The sequence below is a fragment of the Oceanobacter mangrovi genome (assembly GCF_019740315.1).
GTDB lineage: Bacteria > Pseudomonadota > Gammaproteobacteria > Pseudomonadales > Oceanobacteraceae > Oceanobacter > Oceanobacter mangrovi.
Map to the genome: position 1 here is coordinate 291,840 of NZ_JAHXZR010000004.1, position 25,902 is coordinate 317,741.

The window sequence follows — 25,902 nt, forward strand, 5'->3', positions numbered from 1 at the left end:
TTCAGTCCACAATTTTGAGGCCTTATTTTACGCTCAGAATTGTCAATTGGCGTAAATAGTCCTGATAAAAGCTCAGATTTGATCTGGATCAATTAGATTCTTACCCGCCGCGGACTGAAATTCAAACACTGTTTTTATGGCATTACCTTTGCTTTGCCTGTTGCTGAACGGATGTTGTGGCAGTTGCCATGCGGAGAGGTGTCTGGTGGCCAGAGTCAAACAATGGAATTTTCAGCAGCAACTCAGCTATCTGCTGTTTGACCCTATTTCCCGTCGCTGTGCCCTGATCGACCCGTTGGAGTCGCTGGAAGAGCAATATCTTGAGGTGATTGAACGCAAGGGGCTGGTGTTGGCCTGGCGTTTGGCAACCCGTAATGAGCTGTTTGATCCGGCGGCTGAAGGCCAGTCGCTGACGCCACCGCAAGCCTGTCGCTGGCAGCAACTGGCGTTGGGTGAGCTGGAAATCCGGGTCATTTGTGACAGCAACCAGAGCCGCGTGGCGTATCTATGTGATGGTTTATTGTTCAGCGGTGAATGGTGGCTGGCAGGTGGCTTGCGACCATCGGTCGCATCCCGACCTGATTCTGACGTGGATAAGCTGCCGCTGCTGCAGCTTCCCGAGGAAACTCTGCTATTTCCTGGACGGGTTGCCGGGCGTCTGAGTATCAGCTCGATCGCGCAGGAGAAATTCCTGCTGCAAGACAGCAATCCGGTTTGGGTCGGAGGACATCATGACTGACAGTGCAGGGCGTTGTACCTCCATGGGGTTAGCGGTTTTTTGGGGCGATGCCATGTCTATTCAATTGATTTGCGGGACTGTGGTGCAACATCTGCCATGGGCCCAACTGTTGGTTCACGCCAGCAGTGATCTGGTTTGCCGCGCCAGCGGCGATGCTGTGTCAACGAGACAATCTTCAACTTTTTTGACTCATCCTTAACGTTCTGAGGCCTGGCCTTTGGAGGATCACCATGATCAGTGAAACCCTGGTGGAACTGTCGCGGTTGCAATTCGCAACCACGGCGCTGTACCACTTCCTGTTTGTACCCCTCACTCTGGGGTTGTCGTTTATTCTCGCCATTATGGAATCTGCTTATGTCATGACCGGCAAGCAGGTGTACCAGGACATGGTGAAGTTCTGGGGCAAGTTGTTTGGTATCAACTTCGCTCTGGGGGTTACCACAGGTCTGACCATGGAATTCCAGTTCGGTACCAACTGGGCCTATTACTCGCATTACGTGGGCGACATTTTTGGCGCACCACTGGCTATTGAAGGCCTGATGGCATTCTTCCTGGAAAGTACCTTTATAGGTTTGTTCTTTTTTGGCTGGGATCGTCTCGGTCGCCTGCAACACTTGCTGGTGACCTGGCTGGTGGCACTGGGTTCCAACATGTCTGCGCTGTGGATCCTGATCGCCAACGGCTGGATGCAAAACCCGGTCGGTGCCGAGTTCAATTACGAAACCATGCGGATGGAAATGGTGAGCTTTGCCGAGGTGCTGTTTAACCCGGTTGCCCAGGTGAAGTTTGTACACACTGTGTCTGCCGGATATGTCACAGGTGCTATGTTTGTCCTCGGTATTTCGTCTTACTACATGCTGAAAAAGCGTGACCTGCCATTTGCCCGTCGTTCATTCGCCATTGCCTCCAGCTTTGGTATGGCAGCGGTTCTGAGTGTGATCCTGCTGGGTGACGAATCCGGTTACGAAATTGGTGACGTGCAGAAAGCCAAGCTGGCAGCAATCGAAGCTGAATGGCACACCGAAGAAGCGCCTGCGGCCTTTACCCTGTTTGGCTTCCCGAATCAGGAAACCATGCAAACCGATTACGCCATCAAGATCCCGTACGTACTGGGTCTGATCGCCACCCGTTCTACCGATACCCAGGTGACCGGTATTCATGACCTGCTGGACGAACACGAAGATCGTATCCGTAGCGGTATGGACGCTTACGGCCTGTTTACCCAGCTGAAAGCCGGTGACAAGTCAGCGGAAACCATGGCGGCCTTTGACGAAGTGAAAGACGACCTCGGTTATGGTCTGTTGCTGAAGCGTTATACCGACAAGGTTGTTGATGCTTCGGAAGAGCAGATCAAGGCCGCCGCCAAGGATTCCATCCCGCCGGTAGCTCCGATGTTCTGGACCTTCCGCATCATGGTTGCCATCGGCTTCACCATGCTGCTGTTGATCGCGCTGTCGTTCTACCATTCTGCCCGTCAGAGTATCGACCGTCAGACCTGGCTGCAGAAAGCCATGCTGTGGGCTATTCCACTGCCGTGGCTGGCCTGTGAAATGGGCTGGTTTGTGGCGGAATATGGTCGTCAGCCATGGTCAATTGGTGAAGTGCTGCCAACCTTCCTGTCGGCTTCAACCCGTAGCGAAACTGACCTGATGTTGAGCATCGCCGGCTTTGTGCTGTTCTACACCGGCCTGCTGATTGCTGAAATGTACCTGATGTTCCGTTACGCACGTCTGGGCCCATCTGCCTTGCATACCGGTCGTTATCACCACGAAACCGGCGGCCACGCGAGTGGTGCAGCGGTTGCGCAACCCATGCAGTCACGCAAAGACAAGGCCTGAGGTCATTAGGAGGATTTATGGATTACGAAACATTAAAGGTGGTCTGGTGGGTACTGATTGGCGTGCTGCTAATTGGTTTCGCCGTCACTGACGGTTTTGACATGGGCGTGACTGCGCTGCTGCGCATCATTGGTCGTACCGACAACGAACGCCGGGTGATGCTCAACACCGTTGGGCCGCACTGGGACGGTAACCAGGTCTGGTTTATCACTGCTGGTGGTGCGATTTTCGCTGCCTGGCCGGTGGTTTATGCAGTGGCTTTCTCCGGTTTTTACTGGGCGCTGCTGCTGGTGCTGTTTGCACTGTTCTTCCGTCCGGTTGGTTTTGAATACCGCGCCAAGGTCGATGACGACCGCTGGCGGCTGCTGTGGGATACCGGCCTGAGCATTGGTGGTGCGGTTCCTGCGCTGGTATTTGGTGTGGCGTTCGGCAACCTGTTGCTGGGTGTGCCATTCCACTTCGACGAGTTTATGCGTTCTTACTACACCGGCTCGTTCTGGGCGCTGCTGAATCCATTTGCTCTGGTTACCGGTCTGGTATCACTGGGTATGCTGATGATGCACGGTGCTACCTGGTTGCAGATGCGTACTACCGGTGACCTGCACGAACGTGCCCGTCGTTGGGGAGCATCTCTGGCGGTCCTGGTTGCGGCTCTGTTCGCGCTGGCTGGCGTTTGGCTGTGGCTCGGCATTGACGGTTACGTGATTGTATCCACCACCAAGGACACTGCCGGTGTGATCACGCCGCTGGACAAAACCGTGGCCGTGGAAGCGGGTGCCTGGCTGGCCAACTACAGCAAATACCCGCTGATGATGCTGGCGCCGGTACTGGGCTTTGTTGGTTTGGCGGGGGCCGCCGCAATGTCGATGGCTAACCGCAGTGCGCTGGCGTTTATCGCCAGCTCGGTCGCCCTGGCAGGTATTATTCTGACCGCCGGTTTCTCGCTGTTCCCGTTCATCATGCCGTCCAGTCTGAATCCTGATCACAGCCTGACTGCCTGGGATGTGGTTTCCAGCACCAAGACCCTGACCATTATGTTCTGGGTAGCGATGGTGTTTGTGCCCATCATTCTGGCTTACACCACATGGGGCTATTACAAAATGTGGGGTCGTTTGACCAACGAGTTCATCGAAGAGAACAAGTACAGCACGTACTGATTCCGGCATTTATCTCCGACCAGTGAGGTTGGGATAAATGTGAAACCAGTTGCGTTCGGCCTTCGCCCCAGGGCAGCCGGACGCACCCAATGAGGAAATGATTATGTGGTATTTCGCCTGGATTCTGGGTGTATTGCTGGCTTGTTCCTTTGGCCTGCTGAACGCCATGTGGCTCGAGTTCTATGAAGATCTCGACCGCGATGCGGATTGATCGTACGTTTGGATTATGAACGACAAACAAAGAGGGGATCAGCCTGTGGCTGCAGAACCTGTTGATTACGCGGCCTTCGGGCCGCTGTATTCCATTTGGGCCAGAATCTTTTCGTTTCTGGCCGCCTTTGCTCTGGCTGCAGCGGTGCTGACAATTCCGGCATTGGCCAATACCGGTAACCCGGCGCTGAACTGGCTGGCACTGCTGTGCGGGTTTATTGGTATCGCCGCCGGATTTATTCACGGCGTTGGTTTTGTGCCGATCAAATCTTACTGGCGTTATCTGTTTGGCCCTTTGAGTGCCTGGCCGCTGATGCTGGTTAGTGCTGTTCTGTGGTTTAACTGACGCAGGCTCTGCCTGTGGACGTCATCTTTTAAGACTGGTTCTCATAAGCAGCCTTGCCTGGTTGAATCCGTCTCTTTTGCTTTGTATAAGTCGACCGTCTGCAAAACAGACCATATCTGACATGGAAGCAAGGAGACCTGCATGGAGCAAAAGGTTACTTCTGCGACGGCGACTGCCGTTGCAGCAAAGACTCATCAAGTGGAGTTTACCGGCAAGAATGGCGAGTACTTTCGTCTATGGCTGGTAAATCTGCTTCTGACGCTGGTTACGCTGGGAATTTATTCTGCCTGGGCCAAGGTGCGTAATCATCAATACATGTATGGACATACGTCGGTGGATACCCACCGGTTTGTTTATCTGGCCAAGCCGTTACAAATTCTGAAGGGACGTCTGATCGGCGTTGCAGTGATCGTTGCTGCCTCATTGTTGGCCCAGCTGCATGCTGCTATCCAGATTGCTGTGACCATCGCTTTTCTGGTCTCGATTCCCTGGTTGTTGCTGCAAGCGATCCGTTTTGGCCTGCGCATGACAGCCTATCGCAACGTGCGCTTCGACTTCACCGGGAATTATTTGGGTGTGCTGTGGCATATGATTATTTTGCCATTCGTCTGCGCGATCCCGATGGGTCTGGGGCTGCCCTGGGCACTGAAACAGCTTGATCAGTACATCCATGAAAATCTCAAATGGGGTGATCAGACCTGTACCGTCAAACTGCAGGCGGGTGAATATTATTTGACGGCTCTCGTGTGTTTTGGTCTCGCTGTCATCATTGGCATTCTCGCCAGTTTGGCTGCCGGTGTCGGCGTGGCCATTACGCTGACTGGCGCTGGTATGGCAGGGCTGTTCATTGGCTACGTTCTGGCCTACGCAGTGGTCATTATTCTGGGTCAGTTTGTGGCCGGTTTCTGGAGCGCCCGTATTCGTAATCACATTATGGCGAATATGGCAGCAGGTAACGTGGCCACCTTTGAAAGCACCGCTCGGCCGCTGGCATTGGGAACCCTGATGTTGACCAACATACTGCTTATGCTGGTTACTCTGGGGTTGGCATTTCCAGTGACACGGGTTCGTATGGCACGTTATCTGGCTCAATCTACTCAGGTAACTATTGATCAGCAGGCGATTGAGTCAGTGGTTAATCGTGTTGGTACGCAAGACAGCGCCTTTGGCGAGGAAACGGCTGATCTGCTGGATCTTGGTGCTACGGTACTAGGCTGATCTGGTGGTTAATGGTTGTTACCAGTACGCTGCAGCTGCCAGAGCAGTTGCAGCAACAGCCAGGCTGGATGACAACGGTGCGGTTTGGGTCCTCTCGCGGGAAGATCACTGTCAGCTTCAATATGCGGACCAGAACGGTTTCCGCCCGCAAGTAACAATGCCCGGGTTGCCCCAAGAGCTGCTTTTTGACGATGGTGCCCGCTTTATTCCGGATGATGCCGGGTTTCGTTGGCAAGCTGGTGGCGTCCGGGTGCGTTGGCTGGAATGGTTGGAGAGCCGTTGGCTGGTCATCCTGCTGGCTTTGTTGGTGGTGCCACTGACCGGTTATTGGCTGATGGTGAGCGGAGTTCCCAGGCTGTCCGCTTTGGTTGCCGGGCAGGTGCCTCAACGAGCGGTGGTTTTGGCCAGTCAAAACACACTTGCGACGCTGGATTCCCTCTATCTTGACCCATCCGGGCTGACGCCAGCTCAACAGCAGGAAGTTTTGCAGCGTTGGCAATTGCTGGCGAAGCAGCTGCCGTTGTCCGATTCGAATTACCAGCTTCAATTCCGCCATTTCGGGCAGGCCAATGCTTTTGCCTTGCCGGATGGGACTCTGGTTTTGAGTGACTCTCTGGTAGAACGATTTAGCCGTCACCCGCAAGCTCTGGACGCTGTACTACTGCATGAAGTTGGCCATGTTCACTACCGTCACGGCTTGCAGCTAATGGTGCGGTCGGTGTTGTCTACCCTGGTGTATGCACTGATGTTTGGTGATCTGGATGGCATGGGAGATATCCTTGTCGGTTCTGGAGCCGGGCTGCTGAATAAAGCGCTCTCACGCGATATGGAGCGTCAGGCTGATCGTTATGCAATGACGACATTAGCGGCGCTTGGACGGCCTGCCGATGCCTTCGCCGAGGCTATGAAATTGCTACAACAGCCTGCAGAACACCCTGGTGAACAGGCGCTGGAGCAGACCGATGCAACTGAGCCCCAGGCGCTGCAATATCTCAGTACTCACCCTGCGACAGAGGAGCGAATTCGCCTTGCGCGCCAAATCGCAGCCTGTCAGCACCAGCAGGGAATCATTCCTCAATGTCTGGATCTGCTTGATTCGGAATAACCATCGTATCTGGACTGAAAGCGGTCGTCTGACCGTTGGTGGTCAGCTCCTTCTGCAAACCGGTTTAACGCGTGCAATTGCAACTATATTACTTTATGGTTACCTGGTTCTGAATCTTGAGCGGAGGAGATTTTATGGCACTTACCAAAGAAGATTTACTGGCAACTGCCCGTGCATCGGTGACTCCGGTGACGGCGGATGATGCGGAAGCCTTGCTGAAAGGCGGTGCAGTGGTACTGGACGTGCGTGAGCCTGCCGAGTTTGATATGGGCCACTTGCCCGGTGCAGTCAATGTACCGCGTGGCGTACTGGAATTCCGTGTCGGTGACCATCCAGCGCTGACCGACACTGCGGCAACCATTCTGCTCTACTGCAAAAACGGCGGCCGTAGCACTCTGGCTGCTCATACCCTCAAACAGATGGGTTTTGACGGCGTAAAAATGCTGGTCGGTGGCTTTGATGGCTGGAGCGGTGACGTTCACAAGGTTGAAGTGGATCCAAACGTTTACCAATAATGGTCAGCATTTGAGCAAACCTTGATCAAAGCGGGTAGTTGTAAAACTTCCCGCTTTTTAAACTTCATTAACATATCTATATGGTTATTTGGTTTGAGGTAATTATGAACAAACTTCTTTTGAGCCTTGCGCTGGGGCTGGCCGCAACAACCGCGACAGCAGCTGAGCCGGATACCGCTGCGCTGACCATGGAAGCCCGTCAGCAGGTGAAGGCTTTTGGTGGTGAGTTGCTGCAGACCGTGCAACAGGGCATGAAAGCGGGTGGCCCAATGGCAGCGATTCCGTTGTGTAATACCGAAGCACCGCAGATCAAGGCCAGGCACAGTGCTGGCGACTGGCAGGTGGGGCGGACTTCATTGAAGCTGCGTAACCCGAACAATGCACCGGATAGCTGGGAGCTGGCGACACTGAAGTCATTTGACCAACGCCTGGCGGCTGGTGAAGACCCCATGAAAATCGACGCCAGCACGCTCGAAAACGGCCAGTTCCGTTATATGAAAGCGATACCGGCGGGTGCCGTTTGTATGAATTGTCACGGCCAGAACCTGCAGGCTGACGTGTCGAAAAAGCTGTCAGAGTTGTATCCTGCGGATCAGGCTGTTGGTTATCTGCCAGGCCAGTTACGTGGCGCCTTTACTTTACGCAAGGCTGTTGCGACTCAATAAGTTTTCAGGGAGATGGTTATGCCGGAAGTGTTATCGAGCCATGAGATTGGCTTGAAGTGGGAACGTCAGGGTGTATTCAGTCATGAAGGCTATGAACGTCGTCATATGCTGGATTTTGAAAACGGTGCCGTCATTGCAGCTGGTGGTGCTGGTAATGACTTCGGACCTGATCCGGAAAAAATGCTAGCGGCATCTCTGGCCGCCTGCCATATGATGACCTTTCTGGCACTGGCGGCGAAAAAGCGTTTGCAGGTACTGTCTTATGACGACACCGCAGTGGCTGAGTTGTCTCGCCGTGACGATGGCAAGTTCTACGTCAGCTGCATTCGTCTGAGCCCAAAAGTGGTTTTTGAAGGCGATAAGGTGCCAGACGACGAGGCCATCGAAGCCATGCATCACAAGGCCCATGATCATTGCTTTATTGCCAACTCCGTCAGCTGTGAGGTGGTCGTTACCCCGCTGAAGGGCTAGTCTTCAGTCAGACGGGCTTCCGGGGTAAAAAAATGCAGTATGGGTTTGCACGACTGATTGGACTGGCGGGGGTGGACCCGGCCGAGAATCATCGTGCCAGACGGCTGGGTTACTGGTTCGAATGGCCAATGCTTATGTTGGCCTGCATGACCATCGCCGAGTGGACGGTGCAGGAAACTGACGCCAGCTCCAAAACCCTGCTGAGTGATGTGATCATCTGGTGTTTCTTCTTGATCGAAACCCTGGTGGTCACCTTCACGGTAGATCACAAGGCACGTTACCTGTCCGGCAACTGGATGAATCTGCTGATTCTGCTGGGTGGTGTTTCTTTCTGGTGGGTGGATGCCCCCGATCTGGCAGGGTTACGAACCCTGCGTCTGCTGGCCGTTGGGGCCATTCTGCTGAACATTTCCGGCGCCTTTGAACGGCTGTTACAGAGGCATTATCTGGGCTCGGCGCTGGCAGTCAGTTTTCTGATCGTGGTGCTGTTTGGTTCGCTGATGTCGGTGATTGATCCGGCGATTCATTCGCCGCTCGATGGCATTTGGTGGGCCTGGGTGACGGTCACCACCGTCGGTTATGGCGATCTGGTGCCAACCAGTTCGCTCGGCCGGGTGGTGGCGGGCCTGTTGATTCTGATGGGGATTGGGCTGGTGGCGCTGCTAACAGCCAGTATGTCGTCGCTGTTTGTGCAGCAGGATGAGGAAAGTCAGAATCGCCGTTTACAGCGCCAGTCGGAACAGATTACTGCCTTGCAGCAGCAGGTGAATCAGCTGGAAGACAAGATTGATCAGCTGTTGCAGCAGTCCGGTATCGATCATAACCAGCGTGATCGGGGCCCGGACTGAGGCCGGTTAATAGTCAGCTGGCCTGACGTTTTTCCTCACATTGAATACAACGAACAGCGGCGGGCAGAGCATGCAGCCGTTCGGCATTGATCATCTTGCCGCATTCGACGCATTCACCGTAACTGCCATCTTCAATACGCTGCAGCGCCTGACGAATCTGCTGTGCCTGTTGAGTGGCTTCGTGGCTGATGGCCGCCAGTACTTCATCATTTTCCCGTTCGGTGACCTGTTCGGCAAAATCTCCCGGCACCCCTTCATCCTGATGGCGGGCATCCCGCAGGGCACTTTCGGCACGATGACTCAGTTCCAGCAATTGTTGTTCTAGTTGTTGTTTGATTTGCTCGACGTTCATGGTGTTCTCCAAACGGCATTAACGACCTGGATAAGAAACGAACTGGCCTGAATTGCCAGGCCCTGAACTGGTTGGACTGCATATTTACGGATTGGTTACCGTTATGTTTCAGGCTATTCCTCCTGCATAAGGTTCACCTTGATATGTGTCAGAGGTCACAAAACCCATCGCCGCTAGACTGTGTCGATTTTGGCCGTTGCAGGAGATATCGCCATGCCAACCGAACAGCACTACCGTGACCTCTATAGCCAGGCCGATACTGCCATGAGCATGATCGAACGGATCCAGCGTCTGTATTGGGTGCTGCGGCAGCAGTATTCCGGCCTCGACCGTTTTTCCATCGCGCTCTACCACGAACACAATGACAGCCTGTCGACCTTTACCTGCGTCGGCGACAACCAGACTGCCCTGAACGGCTATGTTGCACAGATGTGCGACGTTCCTTCATTAAAGCAGCTGGTGGAGCAGGACAGCATTCGGGTGGTGAACGATATGCGCCAGTTTCGTGCTGACGAGCTGTCGGAACATACCGCCAAATTGCTGGGGCAGGGTTACCGCGCGAGCTTCTCGATGGCGCTACGTGACAATGACCGGCTGCTCGGCATCCTGTTTCTGAACAGCCACCAGATTGATTATTTTGATGACTCGATGGCGGTCTATTGTTCGCTGTGGGGGCATCTGGTTGAGCAGGTGGTCGCCCGCGAACAGACCACCTTGCGGCGTTTACGCTCACTGCTGGGCTGGACCATGGAAGCTGCCGGTTTGTGTACCGATGGCAGTGCCGGACGGATTAACCGGGTCAGTTTGCTGGCACAGGGCATCGCCCGCCAGCTGCAAGCGGCGAAGGGACTGAGTGATTCCTGGGTGGAATATTTGGGTCTCTTTGCACCGTTTTACGATCTGGCACGGGTGCAGGCCGGTGGTCGTTGTGAGGCGGGCAGTCGGCTGGAAGGATCAGCCTTGCTGGAGCGGGCGATCAGCCTGTTTGAGTTAGAGCGGCTGGAGCATATTGATATCGCCCGGAATATCGTCGCTTATCATACTGCCCAGCTGGCTGATCCGGCGGAAGTCACTCTGGCAGAGTTACCACTGGAAGCCAGAATCAGTGAGGTTGCCGCGCTGGCGGATCAGGGCTTGAGCGCCGGAAAAACGGCGGAGTCGGTGGCGGCTTATTTGAACGAGCTGGTGAGGGCTGAATGTCTTGATGCTGAGTGCGTTGAGGCTTTGCTGACCAGTTGGCAGCAGGAGTCGGTCGCTGCCGAACCGGCTTGATCATGCGGCAGTGACACGCCCCCAGTGCTTTTAATGGTACCGGGGGAGCTATGTCTATCAGTTGTCAGGCAGCAGTCTGGCAGCCAGTTTTACAAAATCCAGTGAGGTCAGCAGACCTTCCAGATAGCCTTCTTCATCGACCACCAACACACAACCCTGACGGCGGTTGTCGTGGATAATATCGGCAGCCTCTTTCAGCAACGTTTCCGGTCCGCTGGTCACCAGATCCTGCTGCATACATTGCTCAATCGGCGTTTTGGCCAGATATTCCTGCAGTAAATGAGCGCCGAATTTGTCGGTAATCCGAAACGCTTCGGTGAGGAACTCACGCTGGCTCATCAGGCCGAGCAGTTTGCCGTCGGCATCCACCACCGGCACATGGCGAATCTGGTGGGTTCCCATGGTGGCTTCGGCGTCTCGCAAGGTATCGCTGGGCAGGTGAGTGATCACCTCGGTCTTCATCAGTTCATGGACGTATTTCATGGTCGTCTGTCTGTGTTCCGGGATTTCCCATTAAGTTAAGCAGGAAATTGGCAAACTGCTGCATTGGCAGCCATTTATGGCCAGCCCGCAAGTCAGACGACCAAACCGCGGCTGCTACAAGCCAGCTTGCTGATCAGCCTGTTGCAATACTTCCTGTAACGGCTGATAGATAGCCGGGGTCGCGATCAGAATATTGCGGCTGTAGATCTGCGGGTTTTCCCCTGCAGGAATCGGATAGATATGGCCAAATCGGGCACCGGCTTCACGGGCGATCAGCTGGGCGGCGGCAAAGTCCCAGGGTTTGACGTGTTCGTAGTAGGCATCCATACGACCGCAGGCAACCCAGCAGATATCCAGCGCCGCTGAACCCAGCCGACGAATGTCGGCACAGTTGCGAATCACTGCGCTGACTCGCGCCATCAGCTCGTCGACGCTGTCTTTCTGATAAGGAAAACCGGTGGCAATCAGGGCGCGGTGCAATTCGGTTTTGCCGGAGCACTGGATCGGGCTGTCATTCAGAAAGGCACCGCTGCCAGCGAGAGCGTGAAAGGTTTCCCGGGCGAACGGGTTATGTACCACCGCCGCCTTGCAGTCGCCGTGATGGTAATAGGCAATGGATACCGCAACCTGTGGATGGCCGTGCGCGTAGTTCACCGTGCCGTCGATGGGGTCGATAATCCACAGGTGTTCGCAGTCGGTATTGTTTTCCGGTGCCAGCTCTTCCGAGAGGATTTCATGGTCCGGGAAGCTGGCACGAATACCGGCGTTGATCAGCTGGTCGGCGGCAACATCGGCCTGGGTCACCAGTTCGGCACCATCGTATTTGAAGTTGATTTGTAATGAGCTGCGCTGGCGGGCAATTTCATCACCGGCCTGGCGGGCCAGTTGCAATGCCAGTGTCAGCATGGGTTGATATTGGCTCATGGGAAATTCCATTCGGATAAATAAATCGGCGGTCGTTACTGGTGATTGCCAGTAACCGGATGGCGGGTAGAATGCCCGCTTTCAATGACGATTGGTAATGGCTGATATGACCATCAAACGAATTAACCCGACACCACGCTGGTCGGATGTGACGATTTTTAATGGCATCGCCCATTTTGTTGAAGTGGCCGAAGCTCCGGAAAACGCCAGCTTCCGCGTTCAGGTTGAGCAGATTTTTGAACAGGCCGAGGCCTCGCTGCAAAACGCCGGTTCCGACAAATCCAGTCTGCTGTCAGCCACCATTTATCTGACTGACTTTGCCAACTTTGCCGAGTTCAATCAGCTGTGGGAAGCCTGGCTGCCGGCAGGCACAGCGCCAAGCCGTGCTTGTGTCAAAGCCGAGCTGGTAGACCCGGATTACCTGCTGGAAATCGCTTTCGTGGCGGCGGTAACCGCTGGCTGATCCAGCCCGCCGGTTATTCCAGTGACTCCAGCCACACCTGCAGTTCGGCCATCACGGCGGCAGCCATAATCGGCTGGGCTGCGGCGGTTGGGTGAATGCCATCGGCCTGCATCAGTTCGGGTTTGGTGGCAACGTCCTGCAGCAGAAACGGCAACAGCAGGGTATCTTGCTGGTCGGCCAGGTCGCTGTAGAGGGCGGCAAAGCCATCGGTGTAGGTGGCGCCATAATTAGGCGGAATCTGCATCCCCAGCAGCATCACCATAACCCCTTCGTTTTCTGCCATGGCGGTCATCTGGCTGAGGTTCTTGCGGATCAGTTGCAGCGGCATGCCGCGCAAACCATCGTTGCCGCCTAACTCAATCATTAACAAATCCGGTTGATACTGCTGTAGCAAGGCGGGCAAACGGGCGAGACCGCCCTGAGTGGTATCGCCGCTGATGCTGGCATTGACTACCCGGGCCGCTGGAACATGCTGTTGCAAATCTTTCTCAAACAGAGTGACCCAGCCCTGTTGAACTGGCACCCCGAATCCGGCACTAATGCTATCACCGACTACCAGAATCAGCGGTCGTCCGTCTGCCGCCCAGGCTGGTGTAGCCAGCAGGCTGGTGGCAGTCACGGCGATCAATAAAAACAGGGATTGAAAAGCTTTCATGAACAGTCTTGAACAAGATGCAAACATCACGCTGGCAGATTCCTCTGTGAATAAAAAAAGCGCGTCAGGACAACAGTCGCCACTACATGGACAAGCAGCAGAGCAGCCCGGTTCGACTGTGCTTGAGTTAACCCGGGTTGGCAAAACGGTGCAAGCGGCCAGTGGTGATTCATTGACCTTGCTGAATGAGGTTTCGCTGACCATCAGCAGCGGCACCAGTCTCGCCATTGTCGGAGCCTCGGGCAGTGGTAAATCCACTCTGTTGGGGATTATGGCCGGGCTCGACCTGCCGACGGGTGGGGCGATTCGCCTACTGGGCCATGAATTACAACAGCTCGACGAAGACCAGCGCGCCAGTGTGCGGGCCGAAGGCGTCAGTTTTGTGTTCCAGAATTTCCAGTTGTTGCCGGGCCTGACGGCGCTGGAAAACGTCATGCTGCCGCTGGAAATCCGTGGCCGTCAGCAAGCTCGCGGAGAAGCCCGTGAGTTACTCGACAGCGTTGGCCTCAGTCATCGTCTGGATCATTACCCATCACAATTATCCGGTGGTGAGCAGCAACGGGTAGCGTTGGCGCGAGCCTTTGCCGGAGACCCAAAAATTCTGTTTGCCGATGAGCCGACCGGCAACCTCGACCGCAATACCGGTAAACAGATCGAAGACCTGCTGTTCACCATGAACCGTGAACGTGGCACCACACTGGTGTTGGTGACCCATGATCCGGCGCTGGCAGAACGCTGTTCGCGGCAGGTGCAGATGACCAATGGTCAGTTGCAGGAGCTGAATCCAGCGGAGGTTTCCAGCTGATGTCTGTTGCAGAAAAAGCTGCGCCCAAACCACACACTATGCCGTTGGCGCTGCAGTGGAAGCTGGCGTTGCGGCTGTTGTGGCGTGAAGCCCGCAGCGGTGAATTAACCCTGATTCTGCTGGCGCTGCTGATTGCCGTGACGTCGACCACCGCGATTTCCCTGTTCAGCTCGCGGCTGGAACTGTCCCTCAACGACAAGTCCGCCGCCTGGCTGGGGGCGGATTTACGCATTCGTTCCAGCCAGCCCTTCAGCGCTGAGGAACTGGCACTGCCTTCCAGTTATGGGCTGGAAACCGCCCAGGTGCTGACCTTTCCGAGTGTGGTGTTGCACGGCGAAGACATGACGCTGGCGGCCATCAAGGCGGTCGATAGCGGTTATCCGATGCAGGCGCGGCTGAATGTGATCGTCGCCGGACAACAACAGCCGGCGCTGCAGAATCATGGTCCGGCGCGTGGCGAAGCCTGGGTTGAGCCGAGGTTACTGGCGCTCTTGAATGCCAGCGTTGGTGATGAGGTTGAGCTGGGCCAGCGGCGCTTCCGCGTCACCGGTGAGATTACCGAAGAGTCCGATCGTGGCGGCGGTTTTTACAGCCTGTCGCCACGCATGATGGTCAACTGGGCCGATGTCCAGAACAGCCCTTTGCTGGGGCCGGGCAGTCGTCTGCGTTATTTGCTGATGGTGCAAGGTGATGACCAGCAGGTTGAAGCCTTCCAGCAAGCCTGGTCGCTGTCGGATAAACAACGCTTTGAAACCCTGCAGGAAGGCAACCGCCGGATGGCCGATTCGCTCGAACGGGCACGGGAATATCTGGCCCTGGCGTCCTTGTTGGCGGTGGTGCTGGCCAGCATTGCGGTAGCGATTTCGGCGCAGCGATATGCCCAGCGTCATTTTGATATCAGTGCCCTGATGCGCACCTTCGGGTTGGCGCGCCAGGACGTACTGAAACTGTATTTGTGGCAGTTGCTGTTATTGGGTGTGGCGGCAGCCATAGTCGGTGCTGTACTGGCGCTGGGATTACAGGCGGCGATCGTACAGCTGCTGGCAGACGTGCTGCCGGAACAGCTGCCATCGGCACCACCTCTGGCCTGGCTGCTGGGGCTCAGCTCCGGCCTGGTAACCTTGTTGGGCTTTGGCGTGCCGCATCTGTTGCCGCTGGCCAATGTAGCACCGCTGCGGGTATTGCGGCGGGATCTGACGCCGGTGCCGCTGGCGGGCTGGTTGATTACCGCCATTGCGATTGCCTCGCTGGCGCTGTTGCTGTGGGTTTTCACCGGCGACCTCAAACTCACCTTGCTGGTGATGGGCGGAGGCTCAGCGCTGGTACTGGTGCTGCTGGCGGTGCTGCAGGGGCTGATTCTGGCGTTGCGCAAACGGCTGGCGCAGCTGGATTTACCCCTGAATCTGAGATTTGCCTGGCAGCATCTGAGTCGTAACAGCCGCCAGACGGCTGGTCAGATTCTGGCTTTTTCACTGACGCTGCAGGTCATGGTGGTGATTGCCATGTTGCGGAACGATCTGCTGGCTGACTGGCAAAACAGCCTGCCGCAGAATGCTCCCAATGTGTTTGCCATCAATATCCAGAGCTATGAAAAGGATTCGTTCCAGCAGGCCTTGCAGCAACGTGGCTTTGAATCGAAAACCCTCTATCCGATGGTGCCGGGCCGACTGCTGAGCATTAATGGCCAGAGCATTCAGGATCTCGGCCTGGCGGATATTGGCGCCATTGATCGTGATCTGGCGCTGACAGCGGATACCGAATTGCCATCGTCGAATCGGGTGGTCGCCGGTGACTGGAGTCGTATCCATCAACCGGGGCAGCTGTCGATGGAAACCGAGCTGGCCGAGCGACTGGGCGTCAAACTGGGCGATACCCTGGCGTTCCGAGCTGCCGGAATCGACTTTGAGGCCGAAGTCAGCAGCTTGCGGGAAGTTGACTGGACCTCGCTCAGCCCCAACTTCTTTATGATGTTTTCACCCGACATCATGGCCTTGCTGCCACCCAGTTATATCACCAGCTTTAACGTACCAAACGGAGATCAGGCCGAATTAACCAGCCTGATTCGCCAGTTCCCGGCGGTGAATATTCTCGATATGCAGGCGCTGCTGACCCAGCTGCATACCTTGCTACAGCAGATCACCCTGGCGGTGGAGCTGATTCTGGTGGTGGTATTGATTGCGGCAACGCTGGTCATGGTATCGGCGCTGGTGGCCAGCTTGCGTGAACGGTTGCAGGAAGGTGCCTTGTTACGCACGTTGGGGGCCAGCACGCGGATGATCCGCAACGCCCAGATCACCGAATTTGCCTTGCTGGGGCTGTTGGCGGCGGTACTTGCACTAGTCTCAGCGGAAGCCCTGTGCTGGGCGCTGTACCATTATGCGCTGGATATTCCCTACGACGGCCTGGGCTGGATCTGGTTGTGGCTGCCGCTGGCATCGGCACTGGTACTGGCGCTGCTGGGCAGTTCGCTGTTGCGTAAAACCGTCGCGGTCGCGCCGCTACGGGTAATGCGGGAGCTGGGCTAACTGGAGTAGGGCTGGGTCGTTGGCACCAGCCGCCGGGCTGGCGCTACGGCGGTTATCGATGCTCCGAGTACAACTGCCGCAGCTGTTCATCGCCTTTGACGCCTGACGGGAATTTCCAGTAGGGGTCGCGGTGGTTATCGCCCAGCCATTTTTCGCACAGCTGCTGGTACTCAGTGGTGTTGCGGAAGTTGCCGATAAATTCGTTAACAGCTTTCAGCAGGGTGTAGTTTTCGGCTTCGGCCTTGACGGCGACTGTGTAGTTCCACATTTCCGCTGCCAGATTACCGGGCAGGATTTCCAGTTTACCGAACCAGGGGCTGGCAGGATTCTGGCTGGCCCAATAGTAGATCGGCAGGTCAACGGCGAAAGCATCAACAATGCCATTGGCCAGGGCGTCGTGAATCCAGCTCTGGTCGGTATAGGCCAGCAGGTTGGACAGTTCGGCCTTGCCACCGCTAACCATCTTGTTGCTGCGCCAGCGTAAACCACATTGTTCAAGGGTGGCGAAAGCCGCCGGATCGTCGATACAGCCAAGCACCTTGCCCTGCAGGTCGGCGATGCTGTTGATACGCTGGTCGCCGGTGCGGCGGGCCAGAATGTAAGGCAGGAACAGGTAGGGGTTGGAAAACGCCATGTCGTGATAGCCGGGGTCAGGAGGCAGTGCGCTCCACATCAGGTCGGCGGCGGGTTCGCCGCGTTTGGCGCCACAGTCCAGTAATTGTGGACACAAATTCCATGGATGTTCGATAAAACGGCATTTGACTCCCAGTTGTTTGGCAAATGCCCGGGCCATATCGGCATCGAAGCCCTGCAGTTCGCCACCGGCATGAGGGTGAAAGGAGACGCCGACAAACTTGGGTTCGATCGCGACCCGCAATTCACCACGCTGCAGAATCCGTTCAAGATGTTCGCGCTGACCGTCGTGGAAATATTCCTGCTTGCGCAGGCTTTGCATGCGGCTGGCCTGTTGTGGCAGTTCACTCTGTTGCCACAGCTGTTGCAGGTCACGGCTGAGATCACCAGCCCACTCGCTGCGATTATTGATGCGGTCACGGGTAACGTCGATCAATTCGACGGTGGCCTGAATCACCCGGTTGTTGTTGTCGATTTCATCCAGTTGCTGCTGCATGTTCTGCTGGATATCCGCGATGGTCTGCAGCGCCCCGCCAACCCGGTCATTGAGGCCGTGTAATTCATCTTCCGACTGGTGTAACAGCTCGTCGAGCTGTTCTTCGATAAAACTCAGATCGATTTGTTTGAAGGCTTCCGTAGCACTGGCGCGGGTGCGCAGGGCGAGGTCGCGAACTTCATTGGCGACCACCACAAAACCACGTCCGGCTTCACCGGCATGGGCAGCTTCAATGGTGGCATTAAGGGATAACAGGTGGACGGTCTGGCCGATATCATCAATCACATCGATGACGGCGCGGGAGCTGGAAGACTTCTCGGCTACCTGGCGCTGCAACTGCTGGAAGCGTGACAGGAAGAACTCAATCACCTGTTGCAGTTTTTGCTCGGTTTCCTGTTTCAGTTGCTGGTTATGCTGGTCACCTTGCTGCAATTGCTGGCGGGTGCGGGCAACAAATTGCCGTTGGTCGCTGGTGCGGTCGTTGATTTCACCGAGGCTGCCGCCGAGGGTGTCGAGCCCTTGTTGCAGGTGAGTTTGCAGTTTGCCCATGCGTTCCATCAAGGGCGGTAGCTGGTGGGTTAGTTGTTGCAGTTGCGAGAGATCCTGTTGTTGCTCAAGCAGGTCCCGTAATAACGGCGGGGCATCCGGGCACTGTAACAGGGCGTTGTGATTGCCGTCGTGCAAGTACTGCTGCCAGTCGGGCACAGGCTCCTGACTGAATCGTCGAAATAGCTTCATGGACTTTACAGCTTCCGGGTAAGTGATACTTGTTATTAAAAACTAGTTGAATACCCGTCTGTCGCCAGAGTATCTGGCCAGTTTGTCAAATAGTCCGGTTTTGCATAAGGATTTGGGGATAACCAGACAAGCAGCATTGGCAGCTGCTTGCCTGGTATTGGCTGATGGGGCCGTGGCGGGCTTATTGGTAGGCGCTGGCCAGTTCAGTCATCTTGCTGTAGATGGAATTGGTGGTTGCGTTGACGACCACAGGAACCAGTTGTGAGCCTTCTGACAGCTCAAAGCCGGAACGTGAGAACTGCCATTGGGTCTGGATCTTGTTGAGCAGCTCGCGATGTTGCTGGTTGTTACCGTTGGCCTTGATGAGGTTATCCAGGTGGCTGTCGAAATCCTTTACGGCCAGCACCAGTCCATCACGCATTTGTGTTTCGTTGATCTTCCAGTACAGCGCAAAATAATCGCGGGCAATAATCTGTGACAGGGTGGCGCCGCGTTCAGACATGGCCACCAGTTCAACATTGCCAGCACCGGGTTGCTGGCTGATGGCATCCGCAGTCTGGTTGCAGGCCGTCAGCAGCAGGTCACTGTCAGCGATCAGCTGTGGGGCATTTTCGATACTTGGCTGATGAGCCAGATCCTGCTGGAAAACTTGCCAGCGGCTGATCAGATTTTCCAGCTCGGATTCCAGTTTGTGCTGGCTGGCGTATTCCTGCAGCTGCTGTAATTTGGATTCAAACTGCTCGACGCTGCTTTTCATGTCTTCAGCCATCTTGCCCGGACGAACTTCGGCACCAATGGCCAGATAGTCCTTGGTAATGCGCTGTGACAGGGCACACAGGTTGCCGGAAATATTGTCAGCTTGTTCGGTGGAAAGCGATTCAGCGGTGGCGATGGAAGGCAGTACGGCAATCGTCAGGGCAATCAATCGGGATGACGGGTTCATGAGCTACTCCGGGTCATGACATCGAGGGAATGGTCTGGCACTACCAACCGTCCCCTCCCCGGAAAGTTGTCAGGCCAATTGGCTGCCAATTTATGCTACGGGTGTTTCATATGACCAGCCGAATAGAGTCAAACCCTGTCGTTTGTGACATCCGGATGACATGGGTCATTTGTGTATAGTGCATAGTCCACACTTTCAATATCGGGTAACGGTTGTTAAGTCGGTAGCGGCTTGCCCATAATGGTTTCGGATTCCAATTGCAGGAGTAGCAAATGATTGTGCGGCGCCCATTTGTGTATATGCGCCATGGCCAGACTGGCTATAACGCCCACGACTGGTATTGCGGCAGCAGCCAGGCCCAGCTGACGGAGTTGGGTGAGCAACAGGCGCGGGAAGCAGCGCCATTTCTGAATTATTCATGGTCGGTGGTGATTGCCAGCGGTCTGCAACGGGCCCAGCACACAGCCCGGCTGGCGGTACCGAATACTGATCTGCTGATCGACCAGCATTTTAACGAACGCCATTTTGGTGACGACGAAGGCCAGCCGATTCAGCGGCCGATCAATCATCTGGCAACGCCACCGGCCGGCGAACCCTGGCAGGATTTCCGCCAGCGTGTCAGCCGAGGTCTTAACTTGGTATTGGAGCAATATCCATTGCCGTTGATCGTTGCCCACGGCGCGGTGTTTCGCTGCATTTACGATATTTTCTATAACACCACCGACAGCGAGCCATTGGCCAATGCGACTCCGGTGCTGATAGAACCGCTGACTGATCATCAGGATGATTCCGGCTGGCGCATTACGCCGTTGGCGGAGTTACCAGCAGGCTGGTTTGAGGCGGTGATGCAGGGCTGAGGCAAACTGGCGCGCTGAAATCAGCCGGGTTTGTTAATATATAACGTTGTTTCCATGTTTGTTTGCCCTGACCTTTGTAAAAAGGCTTTTTGGAAAAGAACCCGTTTATGAATAAGCCCGCCGTTCGTATCCACCTGATTACCGGTTTTCTCGGGACGGGTAAAACCACCAGTATCCTGCATCTGCTCAAGCACAAACCGGCTGATGAAAAGTGGGCCGTGCTGGTGAATGAATTTGGTGAAGTTGGTGTCGACGGTGCCATCATCAAGTCACTGGGGGACGGCATCGCGGTGCGGGAAGTGCCGGGCGGCTGTCTTTGTTGTGTGTCCGGGCTGCCATTCCAGATTGGCCTGAACAGCCTGATCGGCCGGGAAAAGCCGGACGTGTTACTGATTGAACCGACCGGGTTGGGTCATCCACGGCAGATTCTGGAGATATTGCGACAGCCCGCCTATCAGGACGTGCTCGACGTTGGCGTCACCGTCACCCTGGTCGATCCGCGTCATCTGGGTCAGCCCAAATATCGCCAACATAGCATCTACGCCGATCAGCTGGCGGTTGCCGATGTGCTGGTGGCCAACAAACTCGACCTGTGTGAGCCCGCTGACCTGCAGGCCTGGCACGATTGTCTTGAGCAGCTGCGCCAGACCAGGCCAGCCCTGCAGGCTGTCGAAGTACAACAGGGCCAACTCGATCCCGTTTGGCTAACCCCTGTGCCTGAATCTTCCACGCAAACTGCCCAGCCGCCAGAACCATTGCCTGCGCTGGTCGATCTCAGTCAGCCACTGGCGCTGGCGGCCGGCGAAGATTTTCGGGCGCTGTCGAACCAGACCGACGGCTTTTATTCATTGGGCTGGCTGATCAATTCAGACTGGCGGTTCGCCATGGGCGCACTGCGTGACTGGTTGTCTGGCCTGGCGGTCGAGCGAGCCAAAGCGATTCTGGCAACCGACGCCGGGGTGATGGTATTCAACCTGCGTGAAGGTGCGCTCAGTGAGCAATATCTTGGTGAAACAGACGCCATCGCTTACGAAAACCGTCTTGAGCTGATCGACAGCCAGCCGCTTGATTGCGATCAGCTGCAAGCCAGCTGGCTGGCCTGCAAGCTGTAATCAAAAGCTCCTCGAACTGCAATATTCCGCCCTCAGACTGGGCCGCTTTTGAATCTTTGGCGGACGGTTATGAGCAGGGCACGCACAACATCAGCAATATGGACTCAGCTGGCGACAGTCGCCGCTTTGTTGGCAAGCAGTAATCTGGCCAGCGCTGCTGGCTCCTGCGGTGAGCAGGCCAATCTGATCAGCAGTGTGCAAGGCAGCGCCAGCTCGGTTGATTTTCAAAGCCCGCTGTTGGGCAGCAGTGTCACCCTTGAAGGTATTGTTACCCAGACTTCCCTTGCCAGTTCCGGTTCTGCCACAGGAGCCAGCGGTTATGGCGGTTTCTGGCTGCAGGAAGAAGACGCCGACACGGATAACAAGGATCTGACCTCGGAAGCCGTTTGGGTCGCTGACAGCAGTGCGGCAGTTGCTGCTGGAGTCAGCGCCGGAGACCAGCTTCGCCTGCAGGGAACCGTGGCGGAACTGGATGGCGTCACCAGTATCACCAATCTGCAGCAGCTGACGGTCTGCGCGACCAATCAAACCTTGCCGAAGGCATTCAAGCTGGTGTTGCCGGTCGCCAGTCTGGTGGTCTTTGAAGCGCTGGAAGGTATGCGAGTGCAAAGCCTGCAAGGATTGGTGATTTCCGATTTGTACGGTGCCGGTTACGGCCTGGGGAATTATGGCCAACTGGTGGTGTCGTCGGAACTGCACTTCCAGCCCACCGATGTGGCAGCGCCCGGTAGTGATGAAGCCCTGGCACTGGCCGAGCGTTATCAACGTGATCGTTTGCTGGTGGATGACGGCAGCGCGGCCCGGTATCCGGCATTTATTCCTTTCCCTGACAGCGTTAACGGCTTCAGCGCGGACAATCCGGTACGGATTGGTGACAGCTTCGGCAGTCTCAGCGGCGTGCTGCATCAGATTGATGGCGACTATGTGCTGATTCCTGGCAAATACCTGATCAACAGTCAGGCTCGCGACCTTGAACCTGCGGTCAGTGATGAGGCCAACCTGCGTATTGCCAGTATGAACCTGCTGAATTATTTCAACGGCGATGGCGAGGGTTCCGGTTTTCCGACCTCTCGCGGCGCCAACAGTGTTGCCGCGTTCGACATGCAAAGCGCCAAGATCGTCGCTGCCATGGACGCGCTGGATGCTGACATCATTGGCCTGATGGAGCTGGAAAACGACGGCTTTGGTTACAGCAGTGCGATTCAGCAATTATTGGATGAGTTGAACCAGCTGCAAGCCAGTGACGCTGAATATGCTTTTATCAATCCGCAAACCAGCTCCGGGCTGATCGGCACGGACCAGATTACAGTGGGGCTGTTTTATCGCCCGGCCAGACTGACATTACAAGGTCAGACCGTCTTGCTGACCTCGGCCAATTCGCCGACGGATAGTGACGGTGCGTTGTTTCTGGATAGCCGCAACCGGCCGTCGCTGATTCAGACGTTCGAATTCAATGGCTTCAGTTTTACCGTTGCCGTGAATCACCTGAAGTCACGGGGTTCCAGCTGTGGCGAAGATAACGAAGGCGAAGATGGCCAGGGCAATTGCAACCTGACCCGCAGCAGGGCGGCGCAGGGCTTGCTGCAATATCTGCAGCAACAGCCGACTGGTATCAGCACAGACGCCACCCTGATCATCGGCGACCTCAATGCCTACAGTCAGGAAGATCCGTTACAAACCCTGGTGAGCGGTGGCTTCTCTAATTTGCTGCAGTCGGATCTGGCGCTGGACGAGTCGAGCTGGTCCTACAGCTACAGTGGCTTGCTGGGCTCTCTCGATCATGCGTTAGCAACTGGCGAACTGATGGCGAAGGTGGTTAGCGTGGCTGACTGGCATATTAACTCGGTGGAAGATTCGCTGTTGGGTTATGAAACCGAAGCCAATGGCCAGGCTTATGCCTCAGTGGATAACTATGCCAACCCGGATGCGTATCGCAGTTCGGATCATGATCCTGTGATCATCGGCCTGTTGATTGAGGCGGATGACAGTAGCGAAGACCCAGGCTTGGATGACGAAGGCTCTGATAGTGATAGTTCTGATAGCGATAGCTCTGGCAGCGATGGTTCGGATCAGGACACAGCGGATACTGACAATAACGCAGATCAGGATGACGGCGTTGCGGTAACCGATTCCGGTTCAGGCTCTGGTGGTGGCTCAGTGTTCTGGTTTGCCGGCTGGCTGGCAGCGGCGGCGGTGGGGAGTCGTCAGAGACGACTTCAGGGGGTGATTCAGGCCCGCTGTTCATAGCCAAAATGTGATTTACAGATATCTATGAGAACGGTTTGCACTAAAGCCTGTCAGCAAGGGGAAAAATCAGCCTGGACTTCTAGACTGTTGTGGAATCTATCAGTTGGAATTCGGGGAACGGATGTCTCAGCCTCAGCAGCGGTTGTGGTTGCTGTGTGTTGGTTATTCCCCGTTATTGGCGATGAGGACAAGCCATGCTGGAGCAGCTGTTTGGCAAATACCGGACGATTGTCATTGCGGTGGCGATGTTCATTCTGCTGGATGCCAGTGTACTGGTACTGAATTTTTACATAGCCTCCCAGCTGGCGCAGGACGCCACCAATGTGAATCTGGCTGGCCGACAGCGGATGCTGTCCCAGCGCATGACCAAATCCCTGTTTGATTACCGTCAACGACTCGCCAGCGGCCTGGATGCTGATGAGGCGCTGGATGAAATGGAGCAGGCGACCAGCCTGTTTGATCAAACCCTGACCGCTTTTGAACTGGGCGGTGCAGTGACCAACGCCAGCGGTGAGCTGATTTTATTGGCACCGCTCAGTCCAGCGGGGCAAACCGCCGTAAAGGCTGGCAAAATCACCTGGCAACCGCTGCTGCAGCAGTTCCGGCAATTCTTTGCAGCGGCATCAGCTGATCGGGATCAGCTCAGCTGGCGGCTGGAACAAGCTTTGCGGCGTGACAATAATCAGCTGCTGGCGCAGATGAACGATCTGACCGTGTTGCTGGAGGACGAAGCACGCCGTAGTTCCGAACAGTTGCGGCTGATCCAGCTCGCTGCCATTGCCCTGGCGGTAATCAATTTCCTGTTAATCCTGTTTCATTTCATTCGCCGGCTGCAGCAGGCTGACGATAAGGCTGAGCAGGCCTGTCGTGAAACCCGTGAAATCCTCGATAACGTTCGTGAAGGTTTGCTGTTGCTGAATAGTGATATGACGGTTGGTGAGCAATATTCGGCGTCGGTAAAGGAGATTCTGGGGCCGCGGGAATATGCCGGTCTGTCGTTCCAGACGTTGTTGCAGGGCTTGCTGGCCGATCAGGACAGTCGCACAGCCTGTGAATACATCAAGTTGCTGGCGAATGCGGCAGTGCGGGAAGCGTTGGTGGTTTCTCTGAATCCGCTGGTGGATGCGGAAGTCAGTGTCCGTGACAGCCATGGCAACTGTGTGATCAAGCATCTGACCTTTCATTTCCGCCGCTCGCTGAGCAAGGGCGTGCTCAACCATGTACTGGTGACGGTACAGGATATTTCCGAACTGGTTCGGCTGGGTGATGAGGTCAAGCGCTCGGGTAGCCGTGCCGGTCAGCAGCTCAATGCCTTTCGTGAGGTGGTGAAAAGTAATCAGCCACAATTGCCGGAATTTCTGGCTTCCACGGAAGATGGACTGGTAGCTGTTAATGACAGTCTGCGGGAACCGGTGCGGGCGGAAACCCAGTATCAGGGCAAGCTATTGCATTGTCAGCGCATTATTGTGCAACTGGAGCAGGCGGCTACCGATATGCAGTTGGGCGTATTTGCCGCTGAGTTATACCAGTTCAAGGAACAGCTGGGGCTATTACAGCAGCGTCATGATCTGGCTGCCACCGATTTGTTGCCTGTGCTGGTGACGCTGAAGCATCTGTTTGTACGGCTGGAAGATCTCAGTGAAATCTGTGATTTGCTGAATCGCTCGGCTGCCAGTTCTAACTGGATGAATGATGCGGGTGATTCCAAATGGCATCAGCTGGTCAGTCAGCTGGCTGCCAGTCAGCATAAGCAGGTGCGGCTGGACCTGACCGGTTATCAGGCCCACTGGCTGAATGCGCAGGTACGGCCACTGCTAGAGGAATGCTTGCAGCAGCTGTTACGCAACGCTGTGAGTCATGGCATCGAGCGTCCGCAAGAGCGGTTATTACTCGGTAAACCAGCAATGGGCAGTATTCAGGTATATATGTCGGAAGATGCTGGTGGTATCCGTCTGGCAGTACGCGATGACGGCCGTGGTATCAATTTGCAGCAGGTGCGGCAGCGGGCGCTTAATCAGGGCGAGCACAAGCGCCAGGAGATCGACAATCTGAGTCAGCAGCAGCTGCTGAATCTGGTATTGGAGGCCGACTATTCCGTTGAATACGGCAGCACTGATGATGATCAGGCAGAAGCACGCGGACTGGCACTGGTGCGTAGTCAGGTCGAGCAATTGCGCGGCCAGCTCAGAATTGCCAGTCGGCGTGGTGAGTATTGTGAGTTGTCATTGCTGTTGCCAGCCAGCTGTTCGACGGTTTCAGTGATTGAATCGGCCTGACGGCTGAGA

25 protein-coding genes are annotated in these 25,902 nt (G+C 55.6%); 19 read left to right on the plus strand and 6 right to left on the minus strand.

The genetic code is table 11. The annotated features are described in order from the left end of the window. The first annotated feature begins 205 nt into the window (after positions 1–205). The 11 genes from K6123_RS10985 to K6123_RS11035 all read left to right on the plus strand — a co-directional run bounded on the left by K6123_RS10985 (position 206) and on the right by K6123_RS11035 (position 9,112). Positions 206–739, plus strand: a complete 534-nt coding sequence (locus K6123_RS10985; RefSeq protein WP_221797619.1) for an MBL fold metallo-hydrolase — start codon at positions 206–208, stop codon at positions 737–739. A 230-nt stretch (positions 740–969) separates the two neighbouring features. After that, positions 970–2,577: a cytochrome ubiquinol oxidase subunit I gene (locus K6123_RS10990; protein WP_221797621.1), complete on the plus strand. Its 1,608-nt coding sequence runs from the start codon at positions 970–972 to the stop codon at positions 2,575–2,577. A 17-nt stretch (positions 2,578–2,594) separates the two neighbouring features. Continuing rightward, positions 2,595–3,734 carry a cytochrome d ubiquinol oxidase subunit II gene (gene cydB / locus K6123_RS10995; protein ID WP_221797623.1) on the plus strand — a complete coding sequence of 380 codons (1,140 nt, stop codon included), beginning with the start codon at positions 2,595–2,597 and terminating at the stop codon, positions 3,732–3,734. A 103-nt stretch (positions 3,735–3,837) separates the two neighbouring features. Further along, positions 3,838–3,945, plus strand: a complete 108-nt coding sequence (gene cydX, locus K6123_RS11000) for a cytochrome bd-I oxidase subunit CydX (RefSeq protein ID WP_221797625.1) — start codon at positions 3,838–3,840, stop codon at positions 3,943–3,945. A gap of 45 nt (positions 3,946–3,990) precedes the next feature. Beyond that, positions 3,991–4,290, plus strand: coding sequence for a cyd operon YbgE family protein (locus tag K6123_RS11005; protein ID WP_221797626.1), 300 nt, complete (start codon positions 3,991–3,993; stop codon positions 4,288–4,290). 141 nt (positions 4,291–4,431) lie between these two features. After that, on the plus strand, positions 4,432–5,508 hold the full coding sequence (locus K6123_RS11010; RefSeq protein ID WP_221797628.1) for a YjgN family protein: 1,077 nt from the start codon (positions 4,432–4,434) through the stop codon (positions 5,506–5,508). Positions 5,509–5,665: 157 nt separating this feature from the next. After that, complete coding sequence (locus K6123_RS11015; protein ID WP_221797630.1) at positions 5,666–6,613, plus strand: M48 family metallopeptidase; 948 nt, start codon at positions 5,666–5,668, stop codon at positions 6,611–6,613. Between the two features lie 134 nt (positions 6,614–6,747). Next, positions 6,748–7,128: a rhodanese-like domain-containing protein gene (locus tag K6123_RS11020; RefSeq protein ID WP_221797632.1), complete on the plus strand. Its 381-nt coding sequence runs from the start codon at positions 6,748–6,750 to the stop codon at positions 7,126–7,128. Positions 7,129–7,232: 104 nt separating this feature from the next. Continuing rightward, the gene (locus tag K6123_RS11025; protein WP_221797634.1) at positions 7,233–7,793 is read left to right on the plus strand and encodes a Tll0287-like domain-containing protein; all 561 of its coding nucleotides are present in this window, start codon (positions 7,233–7,235) and stop codon (positions 7,791–7,793) included. An 18-nt stretch (positions 7,794–7,811) separates the two neighbouring features. After that, positions 7,812–8,264 (plus strand): OsmC family protein, encoded by a 453-nt coding sequence (locus tag K6123_RS11030; protein WP_221797637.1) that lies wholly within the window; start codon positions 7,812–7,814, stop codon positions 8,262–8,264. A gap of 32 nt (positions 8,265–8,296) precedes the next feature. After that, positions 8,297–9,112 (plus strand): ion channel, encoded by an 816-nt coding sequence (locus tag K6123_RS11035; protein ID WP_221797639.1) that lies wholly within the window; start codon positions 8,297–8,299, stop codon positions 9,110–9,112. A gap of 13 nt (positions 9,113–9,125) precedes the next feature. Here K6123_RS11035 and K6123_RS11040 read toward each other — a convergent pair whose 3' ends face one another. After that, positions 9,126–9,464 carry a TraR/DksA family transcriptional regulator gene (locus K6123_RS11040; protein ID WP_221797641.1) on the minus strand — a complete coding sequence of 113 codons (339 nt, stop codon included), beginning with the start codon at positions 9,462–9,464 and terminating at the stop codon, positions 9,126–9,128. A 213-nt stretch (positions 9,465–9,677) separates the two neighbouring features. Here K6123_RS11040 and K6123_RS11045 point away from each other — a divergent pair, with 213 nt between their 5' ends. Next, positions 9,678–10,736 (plus strand): hypothetical protein, encoded by a 1,059-nt coding sequence (locus K6123_RS11045; RefSeq protein ID WP_221797643.1) that lies wholly within the window; start codon positions 9,678–9,680, stop codon positions 10,734–10,736. A gap of 57 nt (positions 10,737–10,793) precedes the next feature. Here the strand turns inward: K6123_RS11045 and K6123_RS11050 are convergent, their stop codons facing one another. Continuing rightward, positions 10,794–11,219 carry a CBS domain-containing protein gene (locus K6123_RS11050; protein ID WP_221797645.1) on the minus strand — a complete coding sequence of 142 codons (426 nt, stop codon included), beginning with the start codon at positions 11,217–11,219 and terminating at the stop codon, positions 10,794–10,796. A gap of 114 nt (positions 11,220–11,333) precedes the next feature. Next, positions 11,334–12,143, minus strand: coding sequence for an inositol monophosphatase family protein (locus tag K6123_RS11055; RefSeq protein ID WP_221797647.1), 810 nt, complete (start codon positions 12,141–12,143; stop codon positions 11,334–11,336). Positions 12,144–12,240: 97 nt separating this feature from the next. Here K6123_RS11055 and K6123_RS11060 point away from each other — a divergent pair, with 97 nt between their 5' ends. Further along, positions 12,241–12,606 (plus strand): RidA family protein, encoded by a 366-nt coding sequence (locus tag K6123_RS11060; protein WP_246624731.1) that lies wholly within the window; start codon positions 12,241–12,243, stop codon positions 12,604–12,606. Between the two features lie 13 nt (positions 12,607–12,619). On the opposite strand, the gene K6123_RS11065 is transcribed toward K6123_RS11060, so the two are convergent. Further along, a complete protein-coding gene (locus K6123_RS11065; protein ID WP_246624732.1) occupies positions 12,620–13,261 on the minus strand; it encodes an arylesterase in 642 nt (213 codons plus the stop codon). A 118-nt stretch (positions 13,262–13,379) separates the two neighbouring features. On the opposite strand from K6123_RS11065, the gene K6123_RS11070 reads away from it, so the two are divergent. Both K6123_RS11070 and K6123_RS11075 read left to right on the plus strand, forming a co-directional pair. Continuing rightward, complete coding sequence (locus K6123_RS11070) at positions 13,380–14,066, plus strand: ABC transporter ATP-binding protein (RefSeq protein ID WP_343223982.1); 687 nt, start codon at positions 13,380–13,382, stop codon at positions 14,064–14,066. Further along, positions 14,066–16,591, plus strand: coding sequence for an ABC transporter permease (locus K6123_RS11075; RefSeq protein ID WP_221797651.1), 2,526 nt, complete (start codon positions 14,066–14,068; stop codon positions 16,589–16,591). The genes K6123_RS11070 and K6123_RS11075 overlap by 1 nt, the downstream gene beginning before the upstream one ends. Before the next feature lie 52 nt (positions 16,592–16,643). Here K6123_RS11075 and K6123_RS11080 read toward each other — a convergent pair whose 3' ends face one another. Together K6123_RS11080 and K6123_RS11085 are read right to left on the minus strand one after the other, a co-directional pair. After that, complete coding sequence (locus K6123_RS11080) at positions 16,644–18,458, minus strand: methyl-accepting chemotaxis protein (RefSeq protein ID WP_221797653.1); 1,815 nt, start codon at positions 18,456–18,458, stop codon at positions 16,644–16,646. Positions 18,459–18,639: 181 nt separating this feature from the next. Continuing rightward, a complete protein-coding gene (locus tag K6123_RS11085; RefSeq protein WP_221797655.1) occupies positions 18,640–19,401 on the minus strand; it encodes a type IV pili methyl-accepting chemotaxis transducer N-terminal domain-containing protein in 762 nt (253 codons plus the stop codon). Positions 19,402–19,673: 272 nt separating this feature from the next. Here K6123_RS11085 and K6123_RS11090 point away from each other — a divergent pair, with 272 nt between their 5' ends. From K6123_RS11090 to K6123_RS11105, 4 genes are all read left to right on the plus strand, one after another. Further along, positions 19,674–20,258, plus strand: a complete 585-nt coding sequence (locus K6123_RS11090) for a histidine phosphatase family protein (RefSeq protein WP_221797657.1) — start codon at positions 19,674–19,676, stop codon at positions 20,256–20,258. 107 nt (positions 20,259–20,365) lie between these two features. After that, positions 20,366–21,370 (plus strand): CobW family GTP-binding protein, encoded by a 1,005-nt coding sequence (locus K6123_RS11095; protein WP_221797659.1) that lies wholly within the window; start codon positions 20,366–20,368, stop codon positions 21,368–21,370. A gap of 69 nt (positions 21,371–21,439) precedes the next feature. After that, on the plus strand, positions 21,440–23,617 hold the full coding sequence (locus tag K6123_RS11100; RefSeq protein WP_221797661.1) for an ExeM/NucH family extracellular endonuclease: 2,178 nt from the start codon (positions 21,440–21,442) through the stop codon (positions 23,615–23,617). A 194-nt stretch (positions 23,618–23,811) separates the two neighbouring features. Next, the gene (locus K6123_RS11105) at positions 23,812–25,893 is read left to right on the plus strand and encodes a type IV pili methyl-accepting chemotaxis transducer N-terminal domain-containing protein (protein ID WP_221797663.1); all 2,082 of its coding nucleotides are present in this window, start codon (positions 23,812–23,814) and stop codon (positions 25,891–25,893) included. Positions 25,894–25,902: the final 9 nt, after the last annotated feature.

Excerpts from the sequence above, each read along its gene's own strand:
- K6123_RS10990 (WP_221797621.1), top strand. The coding sequence starts at position 970 with ATGATCAGTGAAACCCTGGTGGAACTGTCGCGGTTGCAATTCGCAACC.
- cydB (WP_221797623.1), top strand. The coding sequence starts at position 2,595 with ATGGATTACGAAACATTAAAGGTGGTCTGGTGGGTACTGATTGGCGTG.
- cydX (WP_221797625.1), top strand. The coding sequence starts at position 3,838 with ATGTGGTATTTCGCCTGGATTCTGGGTGTATTGCTGGCTTGTTCCTTT.
- K6123_RS11010 (WP_221797628.1), top strand. The coding sequence starts at position 4,432 with ATGGAGCAAAAGGTTACTTCTGCGACGGCGACTGCCGTTGCAGCAAAG.
- K6123_RS11015 (WP_221797630.1), top strand. The coding sequence starts at position 5,666 with ATGCCCGGGTTGCCCCAAGAGCTGCTTTTTGACGATGGTGCCCGCTTT.
- K6123_RS11020 (WP_221797632.1), top strand. The coding sequence starts at position 6,748 with ATGGCACTTACCAAAGAAGATTTACTGGCAACTGCCCGTGCATCGGTG.
- K6123_RS11025 (WP_221797634.1), top strand. The coding sequence starts at position 7,233 with ATGAACAAACTTCTTTTGAGCCTTGCGCTGGGGCTGGCCGCAACAACC.
- K6123_RS11030 (WP_221797637.1), top strand. The coding sequence starts at position 7,812 with ATGCCGGAAGTGTTATCGAGCCATGAGATTGGCTTGAAGTGGGAACGT.
- K6123_RS11035 (WP_221797639.1), top strand. The coding sequence starts at position 8,297 with ATGCAGTATGGGTTTGCACGACTGATTGGACTGGCGGGGGTGGACCCG.
- K6123_RS11040 (WP_221797641.1), bottom strand. The coding sequence starts at position 9,464 with ATGAACGTCGAGCAAATCAAACAACAACTAGAACAACAATTGCTGGAA.
- K6123_RS11045 (WP_221797643.1), top strand. The coding sequence starts at position 9,678 with ATGCCAACCGAACAGCACTACCGTGACCTCTATAGCCAGGCCGATACT.
- K6123_RS11050 (WP_221797645.1), bottom strand. The coding sequence starts at position 11,219 with ATGAAATACGTCCATGAACTGATGAAGACCGAGGTGATCACTCACCTG.
- K6123_RS11055 (WP_221797647.1), bottom strand. The coding sequence starts at position 12,143 with ATGAGCCAATATCAACCCATGCTGACACTGGCATTGCAACTGGCCCGC.
- K6123_RS11060 (WP_246624731.1), top strand. The coding sequence starts at position 12,241 with ATGGCTGATATGACCATCAAACGAATTAACCCGACACCACGCTGGTCG.
- K6123_RS11065 (WP_246624732.1), bottom strand. The coding sequence starts at position 13,261 with ATGAAAGCTTTTCAATCCCTGTTTTTATTGATCGCCGTGACTGCCACC.
- K6123_RS11075 (WP_221797651.1), top strand. The coding sequence starts at position 14,066 with ATGTCTGTTGCAGAAAAAGCTGCGCCCAAACCACACACTATGCCGTTG.
- K6123_RS11080 (WP_221797653.1), bottom strand. The coding sequence starts at position 18,458 with ATGAAGCTATTTCGACGATTCAGTCAGGAGCCTGTGCCCGACTGGCAG.
- K6123_RS11085 (WP_221797655.1), bottom strand. The coding sequence starts at position 19,401 with ATGAACCCGTCATCCCGATTGATTGCCCTGACGATTGCCGTACTGCCT.
- K6123_RS11090 (WP_221797657.1), top strand. The coding sequence starts at position 19,674 with ATGATTGTGCGGCGCCCATTTGTGTATATGCGCCATGGCCAGACTGGC.
- K6123_RS11095 (WP_221797659.1), top strand. The coding sequence starts at position 20,366 with ATGAATAAGCCCGCCGTTCGTATCCACCTGATTACCGGTTTTCTCGGG.
- K6123_RS11100 (WP_221797661.1), top strand. The coding sequence starts at position 21,440 with ATGAGCAGGGCACGCACAACATCAGCAATATGGACTCAGCTGGCGACA.
- K6123_RS11105 (WP_221797663.1), top strand. The coding sequence starts at position 23,812 with ATGCTGGAGCAGCTGTTTGGCAAATACCGGACGATTGTCATTGCGGTG.